At 44.2% G+C, this 16,982-nt stretch carries 17 protein-coding genes, 3 pseudogenes and 2 riboswitches; of the genes and pseudogenes, 7 read left to right on the top strand and 13 right to left on the bottom strand.

Annotated features, from left to right (window positions below; genetic code table 11):
• Positions 1–11 precede the first annotated feature (11 nt).
• From RE628_RS21305 to queC, 5 genes and pseudogenes are all read right to left on the bottom strand, one after another.
• Positions 12–994 (bottom strand): annotated as a pseudogene (locus RE628_RS21305) (2-hydroxyacid dehydrogenase).
• 202 nt (positions 995–1,196) lie between these two features.
• Positions 1,197–1,694 (bottom strand): preQ(1) synthase, encoded by a 498-nt coding sequence (gene queF, locus RE628_RS21300; RefSeq protein ID WP_309154913.1) that lies wholly within the window; start codon positions 1,692–1,694, stop codon positions 1,197–1,199.
• Between the two features lie 54 nt (positions 1,695–1,748).
• Positions 1,749–2,492, bottom strand: a complete 744-nt coding sequence (gene queE / locus RE628_RS21295; RefSeq protein WP_309159523.1) for a 7-carboxy-7-deazaguanine synthase QueE — start codon at positions 2,490–2,492, stop codon at positions 1,749–1,751.
• Between the two features lie 102 nt (positions 2,493–2,594).
• Positions 2,595–2,978: pseudogene (gene queD / locus RE628_RS21290) on the bottom strand (6-carboxytetrahydropterin synthase QueD); the annotation flags it as partial.
• Positions 2,959–3,642 (bottom strand): 7-cyano-7-deazaguanine synthase QueC, encoded by a 684-nt coding sequence (gene queC / locus RE628_RS21285; protein ID WP_309154912.1) that lies wholly within the window; start codon positions 3,640–3,642, stop codon positions 2,959–2,961. The pseudogene queD and the gene queC, both read right to left, overlap by 20 nt.
• Before the next feature lie 95 nt (positions 3,643–3,737).
• Positions 3,738–3,781: riboswitch (PreQ1 riboswitch) on the bottom strand.
• A 204-nt stretch (positions 3,782–3,985) separates the two neighbouring features.
• Between queC and RE628_RS21280 the strand changes: the two genes are divergently transcribed.
• On the top strand, positions 3,986–5,470 hold the full coding sequence (locus tag RE628_RS21280) for a copper amine oxidase N-terminal domain-containing protein (RefSeq protein ID WP_309154911.1): 1,485 nt from the start codon (positions 3,986–3,988) through the stop codon (positions 5,468–5,470).
• A 102-nt stretch (positions 5,471–5,572) separates the two neighbouring features.
• Here RE628_RS21280 and RE628_RS21275 read toward each other — a convergent pair whose 3' ends face one another.
• From RE628_RS21275 to mscL, 4 genes are all read right to left on the bottom strand, one after another.
• Positions 5,573–6,184, bottom strand: a complete 612-nt coding sequence (locus RE628_RS21275; protein WP_309154910.1) for a DUF2087 domain-containing protein — start codon at positions 6,182–6,184, stop codon at positions 5,573–5,575.
• Positions 6,185–6,356: 172 nt separating this feature from the next.
• Positions 6,357–7,640: a methyl-accepting chemotaxis protein gene (locus tag RE628_RS21270; RefSeq protein ID WP_309154909.1), complete on the bottom strand. Its 1,284-nt coding sequence runs from the start codon at positions 7,638–7,640 to the stop codon at positions 6,357–6,359.
• Positions 7,641–7,653: 13 nt separating this feature from the next.
• A complete protein-coding gene (locus RE628_RS21265) occupies positions 7,654–8,109 on the bottom strand; it encodes a protoglobin domain-containing protein (RefSeq protein ID WP_309154908.1) in 456 nt (151 codons plus the stop codon).
• A gap of 137 nt (positions 8,110–8,246) precedes the next feature.
• Positions 8,247–8,651: a large conductance mechanosensitive channel protein MscL gene (gene mscL / locus RE628_RS21260; protein WP_309154907.1), complete on the bottom strand. Its 405-nt coding sequence runs from the start codon at positions 8,649–8,651 to the stop codon at positions 8,247–8,249.
• A 174-nt stretch (positions 8,652–8,825) separates the two neighbouring features.
• Between mscL and RE628_RS21255 the strand changes: the two genes are divergently transcribed.
• Together RE628_RS21255 and RE628_RS21250 are read left to right on the top strand one after the other, a co-directional pair.
• The gene (locus RE628_RS21255; protein ID WP_309154906.1) at positions 8,826–9,416 is read left to right on the top strand and encodes a GNAT family N-acetyltransferase, cg3035/Rv0428c family; all 591 of its coding nucleotides are present in this window, start codon (positions 8,826–8,828) and stop codon (positions 9,414–9,416) included.
• On the top strand, positions 9,359–9,559 hold the full coding sequence (locus RE628_RS21250) for a GNAT family N-acetyltransferase (protein WP_375142957.1): 201 nt from the start codon (positions 9,359–9,361) through the stop codon (positions 9,557–9,559). Before RE628_RS21255 ends, RE628_RS21250 begins: the two co-directional genes overlap by 58 nt.
• A gap of 62 nt (positions 9,560–9,621) precedes the next feature.
• Here RE628_RS21250 and RE628_RS21245 read toward each other — a convergent pair whose 3' ends face one another.
• The gene (locus RE628_RS21245) at positions 9,622–10,203 is read right to left on the bottom strand and encodes a 50S ribosomal protein L25 (protein ID WP_309154904.1); all 582 of its coding nucleotides are present in this window, start codon (positions 10,201–10,203) and stop codon (positions 9,622–9,624) included.
• 302 nt (positions 10,204–10,505) lie between these two features.
• A riboswitch (ZMP/ZTP riboswitch) is annotated at positions 10,506–10,593 on the top strand.
• A 103-nt stretch (positions 10,594–10,696) separates the two neighbouring features.
• On the opposite strand from RE628_RS21245, the gene RE628_RS21240 reads away from it, so the two are divergent.
• The 4 genes and pseudogenes from RE628_RS21240 (at position 10,697) to RE628_RS21225 (ending at position 13,841) form a co-directional block, all read left to right on the top strand.
• On the top strand, positions 10,697–11,560 hold the full coding sequence (locus tag RE628_RS21240) for a bifunctional 5,10-methylenetetrahydrofolate dehydrogenase/5,10-methenyltetrahydrofolate cyclohydrolase (protein ID WP_309154903.1): 864 nt from the start codon (positions 10,697–10,699) through the stop codon (positions 11,558–11,560).
• On the top strand, positions 11,553–12,188 hold the full coding sequence (locus tag RE628_RS21235) for a cyclodeaminase/cyclohydrolase family protein (protein ID WP_309154902.1): 636 nt from the start codon (positions 11,553–11,555) through the stop codon (positions 12,186–12,188). The genes RE628_RS21240 and RE628_RS21235 overlap by 8 nt, the downstream gene beginning before the upstream one ends.
• 557 nt (positions 12,189–12,745) lie before the next feature.
• Positions 12,746–13,425 (top strand): annotated as a pseudogene (locus tag RE628_RS21230) (GNAT family N-acetyltransferase); the annotation flags it as partial.
• Between the two features lie 128 nt (positions 13,426–13,553).
• On the top strand, positions 13,554–13,841 hold the full coding sequence (locus RE628_RS21225) for a hypothetical protein (protein ID WP_309154901.1): 288 nt from the start codon (positions 13,554–13,556) through the stop codon (positions 13,839–13,841).
• Positions 13,842–13,943: 102 nt separating this feature from the next.
• On the opposite strand, the gene RE628_RS21220 is transcribed toward RE628_RS21225, so the two are convergent.
• From RE628_RS21220 to RE628_RS21210, 3 genes are read right to left on the bottom strand one after another with little or no spacing between them, the layout of a single operon-like run.
• Positions 13,944–14,867 (bottom strand): AraC family transcriptional regulator, encoded by a 924-nt coding sequence (locus RE628_RS21220; protein ID WP_309154900.1) that lies wholly within the window; start codon positions 14,865–14,867, stop codon positions 13,944–13,946.
• Positions 14,868–14,900: 33 nt separating this feature from the next.
• Positions 14,901–15,707 (bottom strand): pentapeptide repeat-containing protein, encoded by an 807-nt coding sequence (locus tag RE628_RS21215; RefSeq protein WP_309154899.1) that lies wholly within the window; start codon positions 15,705–15,707, stop codon positions 14,901–14,903.
• 57 nt (positions 15,708–15,764) lie between these two features.
• Positions 15,765–16,961: a hypothetical protein gene (locus tag RE628_RS21210; protein ID WP_309154898.1), complete on the bottom strand. Its 1,197-nt coding sequence runs from the start codon at positions 16,959–16,961 to the stop codon at positions 15,765–15,767.
• Positions 16,962–16,982 lie beyond the last annotated feature (21 nt).

The following is a 16,982-nucleotide window of genomic DNA, read 5'->3' as shown; positions in this document are numbered from 1 at the left end:
CGATCATCTTCTTACGGTTCGTATATATCTTGCAGCTCTTTGACTAATTGTGCCGGTCTTCTACCATAGAGGGCATCAACGAGGTTCTTCGCCGCAAGCATCGCCATGTTCAGTCTTGTCTTAGCTGTTGCCGAACCGATATGCGGCAGGACTACAACATGGTCCATGGATAATAGCGGATTGTCGGGTGCAACAGGTTCTTGCTCGAATACATCCAGTCCTGCGCCGTATATTTGCCTGGTGTTCAGCGCCTCAATCATAGCGGATTCATCGACTGTGGCCCCGCGTGATGCATTGATGAACACAGCAGTAGGCTTCATTAGCGCGAATTCACGTGCTCCGATATAATGCTGGGTCTCTGGAGTAAGAGGCGTCATCAGTACGATAAAATCGGCCTCCCGCAGTAGTTCATCCTTAGAGCGATATTCAGCGCCTAATTCAGTTTCGACAGCAAGATTCTGACCGCGGTTGTGGTACAGCAGGTTCATCCCGAATCCCCATTTTGCCCGTCTGGCTACGGCTTGTCCGATATTACCCATACCGATGATTCCCAACGTCTTATGGTGAACATCCAGGCCGAATAGCTGTTCGTTGTCATCACGCTGCCATCGACCAGCCCTGACATACTTATCAAGTTCCGGTACACGGCGGGCTACGGACAGCATTAGAGCGATGATCAAGTCTGCGACGGTATCATCAAGCACCTCGGGGTATTGGTACCGAGAACTTTATGTTCTCGCATCGCCTCAAGGTCGAAGTTGTTGTAGCCTACGCTGATGTTGCTGACGACTTTTAATTGGGGGGCATGCTCCAGTAGTTCCTTGTTGATACTTGTTCCGGAAGTGAGCAACCCTGCGGCGTTGCCGATATTCTGGTACAGCAACTCAAGAGGAATTGATCCCGGCTGGTCCCAAATCGAGTAGTCACAATGTTCTCCGATGTAAGCTTCGACATCTTTCGGTATTTCCCTGGCAATATAAACCCGTGGTTTCATAGCTGAGAATCCTCCCGGTTAATGAATTTTATCTATATTGTAGCAAAATATTGCAATGAGATGAGACTCGGTGAGGATTGGATACAAAATGTTGATTTGATAATCAAATAGATACCATAAAAAAACGAGCCTCTAGAATTTTATTCTAAGGCTCGTTTTGAATGTCGGGATGCTACGAATCCACGAGGGGCTTCTCTCTAAATTATCGGTTATCGACCTTCTCGGGATACATGTCATGGTTCATCAATCGGTGATCAGCCATGGACTCATATTTCGTACCCGGGCGTCCGTAGTTGCAGTACGGATCGATGGAGATGCCGCCGCGCGGGGTGAATTTCCCCCACACTTCAATGTATTTAGGATCCATCAGCTTAATAAGGTCATTCATAATGATGTTGACGCAATCCTCATGAAAATCGCCATGGTTGCGGAAGCTGAACAGATACAGCTTGAGCGATTTGCTCTCAACCATTTTCAGGTCGGGAATGTAGCTGATATAGATCGTGGCGAAATCGGGCTGCCCGGTAATAGGACAGAGGCTTGTGAATTCTGGACAGTTGAATTTAACAAAATAATCGCGGTACGGATGCTTGTTGTCGAAGCTCTCCAAAATTTCCGGTGTATAGGTCAGCGGATAGTTAACGGCTTGGTTGCCAAGCAGGGTAATATCCTGCATTTCTTCCTGTTGTCTTCCTGACATAGAGAACATCCTCCTTAAAATGAATCATGTAATGAAGTATTCTGGTGTTATTTGTCAAACGCCGCGTTTGTTCCCCCATACTAAGGCATGTAGCTGCGGCAACACTCTAACGTTGTTGAGCTCAGACGAATCCATGACCTGATCAATTAGGTGCTCATAGCGCTCAAGCAGATCACTAGCATGGCTATTGATGTCCATACGATGCACATCTGGATTTCCTACTTGTATATACATAGGTACTTCGGGATAACGCTGGTGTACCTCTTTGGCATAATTCAGATCAAGATCATCGAATACGACAACCTTCAGACTCATACTATAGGAAGCGGGACGATTGTTAAGGTTACACACGATCTCGCTCAGCTTAGACCAGTCTGTGTTCATCCCAGAGCTTGGCGGCTTCGGGGAGATTGTGACTTGTTCGACCTCGGCTAGCCAATCCTGCCAACGCGAGCCTTGTGTCTCGACAGCGACAGTTACACCCTGTTGATGCAGCAAATCAATTAGCGATTGGAGCTGTGGCAGTAGAAGCGGGTTACCACCGGATAGGGTGACATGGGAGAAACGGTCTTGCCCAATCTGCCGCAGTTCTTCCCAAATTTCTGTCGCAGTCAGCAACCGTATCGCTTTCTTGGCGCTTCCATCCCAAGTGAAGGCAGAGTCGCACCAACTGCAATGGTAGTCGCAGCCGGCGGTACGTACGAACATGGTCTTCTGACCGATAACCATGCCTTCACCTTGAACGGTCGGTCCGAAGATCTCTAGAACGGGAATCAAGGAACGGTGTGCACTATTCATCATACATCCACTCCCGTCTTGCTTCGGCATAGCTAGTCCCGTCTCGTACAGCCGGACGAATTCCGTACGTCCTCCGAGAATAGTGGAGCGGTAGGCTTCGGATTGCAGGGCCTTCTCCATCCGTTCAAATAACCAGACGACCATATTCTCAGCCGTCGTATTCATTAGCGGCAGCGTCTCGTTTAAATAACGGTGATCCAGGAAACATTCAATCTCTTCTTTCCAGATCGTCTTGATCGTTCCAAAATCAACGGTAATGCCGATTTCATTTGGCATGCCGCTGATACCAAATACCACTTTGTACGTATGTCCATGGAGGTTCTTGCATTTGCCTTCATAGGCATACAGATGATGAGCCGCATCGAAGGTGAATTCCTTGCTCACCAGCACGCGGTGTTGATGGTATTTCAGCTGTTCACGCTGTATATCCTGTCCATATTTTTGCAGACGGTCTACAATGCGGAATTCACCAGGGACCCGGGTCATGAGGACATCTCCCTTGGCGCATGGCCAAGTAATTCTCTAGTCCGGCTCTTCTAAGCTTGCAGGCAGGGCATTCCCCGCAGCCATCACCGATGATACCGTTGTAACAGGTCAGTGTACGTTCTCTAACAAAATCAAAAGCTCCGAGTTCATCGGCCAGCTTCCATGTCTCGGCCTTGTCGATCCACATCAGCGGAGTATGGATGACGAAGTTGTAGTCCATAGCCAGGTTAAGCGTCACATTGAGCGATTTCACGAAGGCGTCTCGGCAATCGGGATAACCACTGAAATCAGTCTCACATACACCGGTAACAAGATGCCGAGCGGAACGACCTTTAGCGAATACTGCTGCAAAACTCAGGAATAGGTGATTACGTCCTTCGACAAAAGTGCTTGGTAACTCGCCTTCCTCTTGGACGATCGGCATGTCGCTGTTCGTGAGCGAGTTCTGTGTAATTTGGCCTAGCAAGCTCATGTCTAGTACGGTTAGCTTTACACCCAGCTCGGCAGCGATTTCTTTGGCACATTCAATCTCCAGCTTATGGCGCTGGCCATAATCGAAGGTGATGGCCTCCACTTCGCGGAATTGCTGTAGTGCCCAGAACAGGCAGGTGGTACTGTCTTGTCCGCCGCTGAAAACGACGACGGCTTTTTCGTTTTTGAGCATAAAAAAACCTCTCATTCTTCTTGAATTTTGAATCGGAAGAAGAGAGTTCTTGAACTGCGTTACAAAAAACAAACCCATGCTAAACAAGAGGCTGGGCGCCATTAGTTTTTTATAGAGGGAGTTCGCGAACCTCTCTCATGCAAATGCTGCATGAACTTCTTCATATTTTATTGATGATACCCAGCTATTATAGCATATTTAGTTCAGCAGAGACTGTAATAAAATCGGAATCTAGCATATGGTCACGGAAAATTCGAAAATCTATTTACAAGTAAAGATCGTTGAAACATAATGGAATATATTAACTAGGAAGGGGACACATAATAATGATCAAAAAAATGAAATGGTTAGCGATCCCAATGGCGCTGCTGTTGGTTATGCTGACTGGATGTCAGGCTGTTGGGGGCTTGATATCAACAAAGCGCTCACAAATAGTATGAATCCATCATCCAGCGAGTCGAAACAGAAGCTCTCGATCGAACTTATACCTACGGCCGGCATTACTGCTGAAGACCAGAAGATGATAGATCTGATTAATTCATTGTCTATTACTATCGATAGCGGTAAAGTTCAAGATAAAAATACTGCATCGATGAAAGGGTTTATCGGATTCCAAGGCAAGGAATTGCCTTATCAATTGTCCATGGACAAAGATGGAATGGTTATTCAGCTGGAAGGGGCTAAGCAACCGCTCTACATATCACTGGATAATAGTGAAATAGGATACCCTGATATGAGCCAATATCAGGAGAATATTCAAGGCCTCTCCGAGAAGGTTGTCCAATTCGCCATCAACCATGCTCCAAATCCGACGAAGCTCTCCGTGAAGCAGGTTCAAGATAAAGTGAACGGAGAATCGTTGGCTTTGACCAATCTTCACGTAGAAGTGAATGGTGAAGAGCTGTTGGCAATGGTTAAGCCATTCTTGACAGAAGTAGTGAAAGATGAAGCGGGTCTCAAGGAACTGATCAACGCTTTCTACGATGCTTTCTATCCGCTTTACACTTCGATGGAAGAAGAGGGCATTGATGTAGGAACAGGTCTTCCAGTTGACTCCAAAGGCGCTACAGTTGGAGCAATCCATGGTCAATTGATTGAGAGCCTGAATGAGTTCCTGAACAATTATGATGCCAGTCTGGATAAAGCCCTGAAGCAAACTCCAGAGCTGACGACGGTTCTCGGTAAAAGTTCTACGTTTAGCATGGATCTCTACTTCGATAGCAAACAAAATATTCGCAAACAAAATCTGGATCTTGCTATTGCTCTTCCGGCAAGTGAGGGTTTACCAGTCTCAGCTATCAAGCTTCATACAGAGAGCGAGCTCTGGAATATTGGTACTGAGGTCAAGATCGACAAGATTGATACGAGCGCAGGAGTTCTCGATATGACAGAGGGAGATGTTACACCTGGACAAATGCTTCGCAATTTCGAAGCAGACTCCTTGATGTATAAGACCCTCAAGAACGATTTGAAGATCACGCAGAAGAACATTTGGCTTGATCCAGAGGATAAGTACGACGGTATTGTTTCCAATAAGAATGTATCCTTTGTACCGCTCCGCTATGTGTCCGAACTACTAGATGCAGAAGTGAAATGGACCAAGGGCTCCAAAGAAATCGTGATTACCGATGACCTCAATGGTCGGGAAATTAAGCTAACCGTTGGCTCCGACAAGGCTACAATCGACGGTCACCCAGTTACACTGCCGCAACCTGTATTCGTTGATACCTACGGCACTACCTATGTACCGCTTCGTTTTATCGCTGAATCACTAGGTGCTACAGTAACGAAGGATGCAGATGGCTGGATTATTATTGATCGTAAATAGTAGAGGTTTTTAAAACAAAAAACAACCATAGTCCTGTTTAGGGGATTATGGTTGTTTTTTGTTTCGGAGCATTTGGGCGCGGTTTGAAATGAAGGTCCCACTTTAGCTCAGCGTCTCCCATTTCATCCACATTTCTGGAGGGTTCATGATGTAAATATCGTTCTCACGGCTCATGAATTGATGCATGATGAACTCCCGCCTGATCGTAGCGAAGTCATCATGGTATTGCTTGATGAATTCATTGATTTCTTTCTCAGAATAGCTATACCCTTGCGTAAGTTGGCTGATCATGTGCTCCAGCACAATAAGCTTTTTCTTTAGCTGAGCTGGAATATGCTGCAATTTTCCTGTTGCTGTGAAGAAATTGGATAGGACGGATTGCTTGAGTTTTTGATTTCGATCTTCCATCAGATTTACATCTCCTTTAGACAGGCGGTTGGTATTTCTGTAGATCAAATCAGTCGTTGCTGTTCCGTAGGCGTTGATGAAATAGTGGTTCAATGAGAAATATATCGTATTCTTCTCACGGCGTTCATTAATGAGACTTGCCGCCCGTAGTTTAGCTGCATGATGTGTAATTGTAGCGGGAGTGACGTATAGTTTCTCGGCTAGGACTTGCCCGTTAAGCTCACCATCAGCGAGCAGGATCAATATTTTTATCCGGGTTGGATCAGCAAGTGCCTTATGATAAGCAACGACTTTATCTAGTTGCATAACAATCACCTCTGTCATAATTGATTTAACATACGTCTAATTTAACATATGTCTAATTAGATTAAAAGCCTGAAGTTAATAACACGTCAAAAAAATAGAACGATCTGGCAAAAAGCTCTTGCCAGACCGTTCATATCAAATATTTGCATTGGCTAAGAAGAAATTGATTGGATCAAGCATCTTTGGATACGCTGCGAAATTGATTAATCATTTCCTGCTTAAGCTGTTCCAATACATGAACTACATTCTGTGAAGCTTGCTCAAGCTCGATAATAAGGCTTTCCGCCTGATCTCGTCTGTTAATCCGAATGGATTCCAACGCTTCTTCAGCCAAATGGTGTACGCGCGCATGCGGCTCGACCAAAGCCTGGAAGGAAGGGAGGGAGGCCAGTTTGTGATTATTCTTATTCTGCTCATACCATTTGCCTAATCGGCATAGCTTCCCGTCTTTATCTGATTCATTATTATCATGATGGAGACCTAATAGACTATTATATACTCTCCAGCGCCAAAGCAAGTGATCGGTTTTAACGGTGCGAAGTATTTGGATGTCACTAAGGTGCGAGTTAATATTAAGCGACTCCATACGGAGGGAATTTACCTTTTTGCTAACATTATAAATATCACTTCCCGTCGCCATCGCATACTGCTGAATTTCTTCTTGATGGCCGAGCATAATGGTGGTTCGATCTGTTATGTCGCTTGTAGCGGCTGCTTGCTGCTCAACAATCGAAGCGACGTTGGCCGTAAACTCACTGAAACTCTCGATTTGATCCATGATCTGATCTAGACCGCTAATTGCACCGTTCGTGACTTCTACACGCTTAGCAATTTGTGACCCCATCAATTTTGTCCCCTCACCAATCGTATTTGCCGTCTCGAGGACCTTCGAGGTGACCTGCGTGATCTGCCCAACCGCTTGTTTCGTCTCCTCTGACAGCTTGCGGACCTGGCTTGCTACAACAGCGAAGCCAAGCCCTTGCTCTCCGGCTCTGGCTGCTTCTATAGATGCATTTAAGGCTAATAAATTAGTCTGGTCGGCGACATTGCGAATCAGGTCAATGATATCTGTAATATTGTAGATGTATTGCAGGAACTCTTCGAATTGCTGGCTCGCATCAGATACTTCTTGCGCAGAGACCGAAAAATCATTTAGCGCTTCACGGATCGTATGCTGTACCCGCTTAGCTTGTTTCATCATTTCATCGGATTGGTCGCTCAATTGAACCGATTGATCGGCTACTTCATTGATTGAAGCAGTTAATTCTTGGGTAGCGGAACTAATATTAATGGTTTCCTGCAGAGTTAGGCTAACGGAATCAATTAACGGTTTAACTTTATCCATTTGAATCAGTTCTTCGATGATTTGACTGTTCGTCTCAATATATTGGAAGTCATGGGCCTCGTTATAGGCTTCTAGCACAAGCTGGGAATCTAGTGTAATGATTCGTTGCAAGGAGATGATAATTTTACCGGCTTTCGGTTGACGAGAATTCACGGACGATGGCAGGAACCAAAATTTCATAAATTCTTGTATACGAGCCGATGAACCACTCTGGAGAAAGCTTAATACGATTATGGATCAATCCGATTTTTTTACGTGAAGCTATATAGCTCTCGTCAAACTTAATACGGGGTATGGATTTCAAATAGTCAATAAATGTTACCGACAGACGCTCTTTTGTGCTGTGATCATTGATAATATGGAGCATTTCGGGAATTTGAAATAGCAGATCATAGTGGCGATCTGTGATCGGTTTTGCCAGATTATCTATCAATTTCGTAATTTTACGAAGATTGTCTAGGTCTGCCTGATCGATTTGCAGAAAGTATAGACTCTGCTGAAGTGATGAAACAGAAGTGAGATTGGATTCGGTAATAGGTGTTGGTGCTCCGGGAGCTGTTTTTTGGCGCATACGGAACATGATAAATAACCCCTTTTCATATGTAATTTTGCTATTCACCTATTTATTGCTTCTACTAATAACCTACTTTTCATCGAAATGAAAAGAAGATACTCACCTAATTATGGCAAGTATCCTCTCTCTTATCAAATTGATCGTTATTCGGCCGCTTTGTTATTTTGCTGTCTGAGCAAATCGCGGATTTCTGTTAGCAATACCTCTTCATTTGATGGTTTAGGAGCTTCCTCCGGTGCTGGCTGAGTCTCTTCCTTACGCTTAAATCTGTTAATAGCCTTGACGAACAGAAAGATAGCGGCTGAGACGATTAGGAAATCGATAACTGTCTGTAGAAATGCACCGTAAGTCAATGGGGCATCACCAATCGTCAATGCTAATCCGGATAAGTCGACACCACCAAGAAGGATACCTACCAGCGGCATAATGATATCACTTACAAGAGAAGCGACAATCTTACCAAAAGCGCCACCGATAATTACACCGATCGCTAGATCAAGTACATTGCCTTTAAGGGCAAATTCTTTAAATTCTTTGAGAATACTCATTTTTCATTCACCTGCTTGTTTAAAAATAATGATTCCTATTTAAGAATCCATCCTTGGTAATATAACAGCAAATGTTAGAATATGCAAGTTTTCAGGGAGAGAAGATGCTTCATTTTGTTGAATGTTTATTCATATAATAGTATTATAATTCAAATGAATGAAAGGGGGATATCGATGGATAGCAAACGAATCGAGGAATTATACTTGAATCATTGGCCGTCGTTATCGACACTCTTGTATGACGGATGGCTACTGCGGTTCGCGAATGGTTATACGAAGAGGGCCAATTCGATAAGTCCGATCTATGACTCTACCTATGATATACAGCAGAAAATAGTAGAGTGCGAGAAAATGTATGCGAATGAGCAGCTACCTGTAATTTATAAAATAACCCCATTTGTGCACCCGGATCATTTGGATACATTGTTAGCAGAACAGGGATATTCACAGCTTGATATCACGAGTGTTCAGGTTCTGGAACTGGGGCATGTTAGACAGCCACGACTGGAATCGGTAAAGTTAAATGAAGAGGCTGACTCGGAGTGGATCAGTGATTTTTGCCGAATGAGTCAGGTTAAAGAGCAGCATGAACCGACGATCGAGAGACTTCTAGGTAATATTAAAACCCGTAAGGGCTTCATCACCTTGTATGTCGACAGAAGGGCCGTGGCCTGCGGTTACGCAGTGATTGAGAGAGATATCTTGGTTTGTTCGATATTGTTACGGACCTGGATTACCGGAATCAGGGTTATGCTGAACAGATGATTCTCCATTTGTTACAATGGGGCAAGCAGCATGGTGCCAGGCACAGCTATCTGGCGGTGGTTGCTAATAATGCGCCCGCTCTACGACTCTATGAGAAGATTGGGTATAAGGAGCTTTATAAGTATTGGTATAGGGTAAAATAACTAAGCCCCTCGGAAATCCGAAGGGCTGGTATACATATATTGTAATATTCCTGATTTATATATTAAGCTTCGACGGTCTCCTCGATATCCTCATGGACCTTCGGAGTAACTACTGAGACAAGTAACTCATTAGTGGCCGAGATCAGGACGAGCCCATCTGGAAGCTCAATGTCGCCAACGTGGAAGGAATCCCCGATTTCAAGATGACTGATATCTGCGACAATCGAACCTGGAATCTTATCCGGGAAGGATTCGATTTCAATGAAGGTACTTTGGGTTTGGACGATTCCACCCAGCTTCGTACCTCTCGGAGTACCAGCGAACTCGATATTGACCTTAGTCCGTACAAGTTCATCTTTCTTGACACGCAGGAAATCCACATGAATATATTCCTGTGTTACCGGATCGCGCTGAATCGCTTCCAGAAGAACAGGAATCGAGTCATGATTTTCAAGATTCAGTTCAATAATACCGCCGCTGCCTCGTCTTATCCATTTTCCAAATTCCTTGGTGGACAGATGGATATTCTGATTATCTGTGCCAGAGCCGAATACTACAGCAGGAAGCCGTCCCGAATTCCTTAGATGCTTCAATCCCGTTCGATTCATAGGTATACGTTCTTCAACTTGAAAACATGTTCTCATTATACTACACTCCTCTGAAATAGTTGGTATTCAATGCCCTCAAAATCTATCGTCTATATGACTACGGATTTCGCCCCCGTAGCTGGGGAAGCATGAGCACCATCACATCACCCTCCTTAATACATTTAATGTAAAAGTCGCATAAATACGCGCTAAGGCACTTCGTTCCCCGTGGAACGAAATGCCTTATTAATAGGTACGATAACATAGAAAAATGGTTCTGTCGACCACGTGTTGGATTAATTTGGATTTATGGTGTGCAGGTTTTCATTCGTTCAAATTTTTGCTAATATGAAAGAAATAGTGCTGTATGTGACTGGCGAAGCGAGTGGAATTAACCACGAGGGAGCATACGGCTGATATTCGTTTCCGTTCGCCTGGGGAAAAGTATCTTCGATCGTCTCGTCAATTTGACGGGCCGTTCGCTGATGCTTTTTTTGCTTTTTGCGGTTAAGTAGATAAGTCCAACATAATGATGGGGAGGATGCTTAAAATGACATTGCTAATGAAAGCAAAAGAGGCGGCGGATCAAGTATATGCGATGATTCGGGAGAAAGTGGAGGAACTGAAGACTAAGGGGATTCAGCCTCAGATAGCAACGATTCTGGTTGAAGGAGATCCTGCCTCTGCCTATTATGCCAAGGCGAAGCAGAGAATCGCCGAGAAGCTGGGCGTTCAGTTCACACTTCATGATTTTCGTGCGGATGTAACGGAAGAGGAGGTTCTGCGACTGATTGCCGAGTTGAACCAAGATCCGAAGGTACATGGCATTATGCTGGAGTTGCCCCTGCCTAAACAGATTTCTGCGGCTGAAATCGAGCGTGCGATCTCTCCGCTGAAGGATGTAGATGGCGTAACACCAGCGAATAAATTAGCTACAGTGACCGGCGAAGCTGGGCTTTATCCTGCTACACCGCAGGCTTGCATCAAGCTGCTTAAGCATTACGGCTATAGCTTGGAAGGTAAGAATGTTACATTGGTTGGCCGAGGGCAGACAGTTGGACTACCGTTATTTCATTTACTGCAGCGAGAGAATGCAACAGTAACTGTATGTCATTCTCGTACTCCGCACATTGCTTCGCATTTGAGTCACGCCGAGATCGCATTCGTGGCTGTCGGCCGTGCTGAAGTTGTGAACAAGCACATGGTTCATGCCGATTTGGTTGTTGTTGATGCGGGGATTAATGAAACGGAGGATGGGAAGATGGTAGGCGATGTTGCTACTGACGTGGCCGACCATGTTCAAGCCATTTCGCCTGTACCGGGCGGTGTTGGTACATTAACGACTGCTATTTTATACGAGAATTTGCTGAAGGCCGTTGAGATCCAATTAGGGGAGGCAGTCATTTATGAATAAAATAACATGGGAAGATTCAATTGATAGTTTTGTTAATCAAGCGAGTAGCTCAAGTCCTACGCCAGGCGGTGGTAGTGTCGCTGCACTTGTAGCTGTACTCGGCGCTGCGATGACCTCGATGGTGGGAAATTTGTCGCAGGGGGAGAAGTTCGCAGATATCGAGCCGCAAATTTTCGCAGTGATCCATACGATGAATCACCTGAATGAGGAGTGCAGGGAGTTGTTTGATGGCGATATCGCTTCTTTCAACAACTATATGGAAGCTCTGAAGCTGCCGAAGGAGACAGAGGAAGAAAAGCTAGCCCGCAAGCAGGCGATCTATGAAGCCACGATCAATGCGATCGAAGTCCCGGTTCAGCTTATGGAAGTGTGCAGAACTGGTATTGAATGTGCTTATGGTATCGCAGAGACCTCGAACAAAAATGTCATCTCCGATCTCGGTATCAGCGCCATCCTATTCGAAGCGGCCGCCCAATCGGCTTTGTTGACTGTTGAAATCAATTTAGCCTCGTTGAAGGATCTGGAATTGAAGCAACAGTATGCTGATAAGGTGTCCTCATTAATGCAGGAAATTAGCGATTTGAAGAATCAAGCGTCGCTGATTATTCAGGAGAGGATTCAGGGATGATCCGTCAGGGTCGACCCATCTGCAACGTGCGCTGCCTTTCTTAGCAGTAGCGTGCAAATTGTTTGCAAAACTTGGGAAGGCAGCCTGCATTTATGCAGTCTGCCTTCTTTGGCTTGACCATGAGGTTCGAGCTCTAACGGATGCCACAGCCCTTATTTTGAAGATTTCGGCCATTTTGAGATTGTAACGGATATCAGCGCCGTTATTTGCTAGCTGACCACCTTATTTTACTGTAATTCCTCGTATTAAGTTCTCTCATATCCGTTAGAATTTCAAATGTCACTTTTTCGCCCTAATAACGTCTCTCATATCCGTTAGATTTCAATTCAACTCACCAGCCACGATATTTGTGCGTCTATATATGTCAAGAAGAACTATAACCATAAAATACCTAACGGTCTCCTGTACAATGTGCTAACGTCTGTAGTAATCGCCAGTATTTATTGGGGATTTTCATATGTATTGAATAAAAGAAAAGGGCGGGAAGTCTAGTGATATGGGAACTGGATAGAAGTGATTTCATAAAATGCAGGCATCTGCTTAATCCACAAGGACAAATGGAGGCAGCAGCCGTTGTTGAGGGAGTTAATCCAGGGAGGATATTTGTTGATGACCTAAGGTCTCCGACATCCGGGATGATCTGGCTAGGAAATAACGATGGTTTCATCTTTATTGGCTATGAGAGCAATGAGCGGTTCAATCAAGAATTGAACCATTTTATAGATTCAATTATCATTCCCGAAGCGCAGCAAGTAGGATTAGAGTGGTTCGAAGCACTGGGCAATCATGATAAGTGGCATAGTACGATTGAAAGAATATTTGCACATCGAAATTTAGGGAACTGGAATCAGAGGGTATATCGGCTGAAACCGGATGATTATCACAACAGTAATGAGCCTGAGCTTGAAGAAGGGTATGAAGTGGTAAAAATAAGCGCTGACCTTCTAGCGAATAGGACAACTATAAACACTGATTTTCTGCGCTCAAAAATTGATGAATTCTGGTCTACTCCTGAGGATTTCATCAATAAAGGTATTGGCTACTGTATCGTTTACCAAAAGAAGTCGTTAGCGTATGTTTCTCAGGCTTCGTGGTTGAGAACATCCACTGTATCGATATCGAGACAGTCAAAGAACATCAGAAGAGGAAGCTGGGGCAAAAGATAGCTCACTGTTTGGTTAAAGACTGTCTGAACCAGGGTAAGGTTCCATATTGGGATTGCATGGAGGTAAACAAACCTTCGGTTACGGTTGCAGAACGCCTTGGATTTCAGGTTACATATCGGTACATAGGCTACGAATTTAGGATCAATTAATAATTTGAAACAACTTTGCTAATTTTATATTTATCATTATGGAGGAGATTATGTCGGACATACCGGTAATTTTCTATGTAATTGCAATCATTGCATTTTTTGTGTATGCTAATCTGTCCATGAATTCTCCGACACTTAGCTTTTGCACCTTGTTTATCGTTTTTGGGGCACTCTTTTTTATTGGTATCAAATTAAGTGTGAGTGATCAAACCGTTGAACGATTTGGTGTGATTATAGGAGCGAGCGTCATCGGTCATGGATTGGGCTTCGTGAGTGGTATTATTGAGAGGGCGAGGAAGATTGGCAAGAAGCTCGACCGCTGGTCGGATGAGGATTAAAAAAACGCTTAGCATCTACCGCTGGGCTGCAGATCCTAAACGTTTATGATACATACTAGCGTTAATTTCATTCATATCGAGGTTAAGAATGGCGGTTCCTTTCTAAGTGATAGGGGTCGCCCTCTTTTTTATCGGGATATATAAATCGACTTTGCACTTTCCTTCCGGATCGGTTGCAGGGTCATTCATGCAGAACTCTAGACACGGCCTCTCGTCGGGCTCATATTCGCTATTTGGTAGCCATTTCCCAAATACACTCTGGTAGGTTATACCGAGCTTATCGACTGTATCATAGAATTGAAACAAGGCATTCAGTCCGCCGGGCAGCCTCTTGAAGCTAATGCCATTGTGCGCTTGCTTCTCGAAATTGTCGGGCAATGTAATACATGCATCATAGCGGCAGGCGAATTCGCCTACAGCACCGGGGTCATCCAGAGAAATTCCAATAAAATATTGATAGGCAGGGGAAAGACCATGTTCACTTGCCCAAGTCCCGATTTTTGCCCATGCATAATGGGTGTCCAGATAGCTGCCAACATGCCTTACATAGGCAACCTCGTATTCCGGTAGTTCTTTCACTGATATATTCATACTCCAGATCCTCCTTAAAAAGCTATTTTCGTTACTTTTATAGTAACTAAGGGGAGCTGGAAGCTCTGCCGGAATATTGCTGTATTCTTGCAAGAAATTGCGATGTTTGCAGTCTGCTCTGACCTCGCTTGGGGTCTTGTTATAATATCTCTTAAAGGCGGAGTTAAAAGTAGTGATCGATTCGAATCCACAGAGCTGCGCTATATCCGTAATGCTCGCGGTTGTGCTTGTTAGGTAATGGATCGATTTAAGCAGACGTACCTCGTTCACATAAGCAATAGGAGTCTTGCCCATCATCGAAGTGAAGATCCTACTGAAATGATATTTCGAGAAATTGGCGTATTCGGCCAGTTCATCTAGAGTAAGTTTGCGGTCGCTATGATCCTTGATGTACTGAACAACCTTGTTCATTCTATCTACATAATCATGGTTCAACGTGTTCACCTCCGGTGTCTCGGTAATAAAAAACTACGTTATCCAATGATCTGGAGCCTTCAAGTAACGAGGTAACCGGGTATCTTTATTGCCTTTCGCCGAGTTCACTTGAGCCTGGGTCAGAAAAATACAATCAGTAAGGTCTGCATCCGATAAGTCAGCATCTCGTAAGTCGGCACCTATAAAATCCGCTTTTCTTAGATCAGCGTTCTTTAAATTCGATGCAATCAATAACACGCCTCTCAGATTCATCCCTTGGAGGTTAGCGCTTTGTAGATTTGCTCCTATGAGATCCAGGTGTAGCATGCTTGTCTTGCCACGCTGGGCAAATTCTTTTCGAACGAGTTCACTTGTTTTTAGCAACAGGGGATTAACCATTTCTCTATGAGCAGGTACATCTAGTAGTAGAATATCCTCGGTATCAAGCTTCGCTAAAGATAGCGTCATGTCATAAATACGTTGCAGCTCAGTCTTAATGTGGCGTGTCTCTTCCAAATCTAACGCTTGATCTAAATAGTAGAGCATTTCATGCAATTGTTGAACAACAGGAAATACGCCATACATTTCCTTAGACAGCTCGGGATTAACCTTCCAGTCCCTTCCTTTGAAAATTTCCTGTGAGACATGTTGTCCAGCACCGAAGCATTCATAGGTGACGCATCCACGAAATCCTTTTTCTCTTAAATGCTTGTGAATGCTGCAGCGATGATCTGGACCCAAGTTACGGCAAGGGACCCCATCTGCTTTGCTAAATGCAAAATCTGCTGATTTCGCATACGGTAATGCCACGCAACATAATCCAAAGCATTGTTCACAATCAGACTGTAATTTGATATTCATAGAGAACACTTCCTATGTAGTTTCGTATGTATCTCCGTATGTATCTCCGTATGTAATCTATTTGATCTGCGAAACTTGAATATTGATTCCTGCACGCATGCAAATCATCTTCAATGCATAGAGCCCTTGTGGAATAAAGGACGACTCCTGAACAAACTTCTCCAGTGCCTTTCGTTTAAAGGGGACGACCTGCATTTCGGCAATTTCAAGTCCCTTGTCCTGGGCAGGCAAATCCTTAATCGTGTCCTCATAAATCGTATCCAAATGGACGGACGCTGTCATACCAAGTTCAAAGTTGTTTCTCTCCAAGAACAGATCATAGTAATGAATCTTTGTGTCATATAAATCTCGATAAGCGAGAGGCAAGCCAATCTCCTCATTGAGGCCTCGGTCCAAACAAAGATCAACTCGAATAGCTTTATCGTATTCATCATAGTCCGTCTGCGACATGCCTTCCATAACGGTGACATTATATTTATGCTTATTCTTTGAACCAGTGGCAAATACAGACCTCTTACTAAACACAATCGACTCCCCATGAACGGAATCAACGAATAAGAAAACATTTAAACCAAATGAAGTCGTAAAGCAATTGTATTGATTCAAATTCTCATAGGTAACCATGCTTATGGCGTGCTGCTCTGCTCTCAGCTCCTCATAAATGGAGCGGAACACTTTGTGTGTAAAGTAGTCGGTAAGAAACATCTGCATTTTGATTTCAGGTGATTCAACAATCCCAATTCGATTATGCGTGTCAAGCTGATACACACCATATTTGGTGCCATTGAAGTAGCAACCTTCTGTTTGGTGAATAAAATGCTGGGCAACGATTCGACTGTGTCTACCAATCAGTTCGGGCAACTCCTTGATTCCTGTCTTTGCTGCTATATCTTCATAACTGCTTCCTCCGTCAAAAGAGCAGGCTTTGCCAAAAGTTGCATCTACATCCGGATCCAACATCGCTCGAAGTTCTGCGGGAAACGGTACAATCAGTCGCTTATCTGTCAGCTTAATCTTAATGTTTCGATATTCTATATCCGGAACGCCGCTGGCGAGTGTCACAATGTTTAGCTGATCCAGATTAAATTGTCGTTCGATCCGCTGTTTCACCTTTCTTCGCTTGTAATAATTCTTCAACGATCTTGCGATGTAAGGCAGAAATGTACCGATAATGATTCCGATCACAGCACCAACGGTTGCCCATACAATTTGCATCGCAATCCCGTCGATGAATTGACTGAATAATGTATCCATTAAGAGTATCCCTTCTATTGG

It is taken from the genome of Paenibacillus sp. D2_2 (genome assembly GCF_031199965.1).
Classification (GTDB): Bacteria; Bacillota; Bacilli; order Paenibacillales; family Paenibacillaceae; genus Fontibacillus.
The sequence above is the reverse complement of the archived record's forward strand: the minus strand, read 5'-3'. Positions and strand labels throughout refer to the sequence as shown.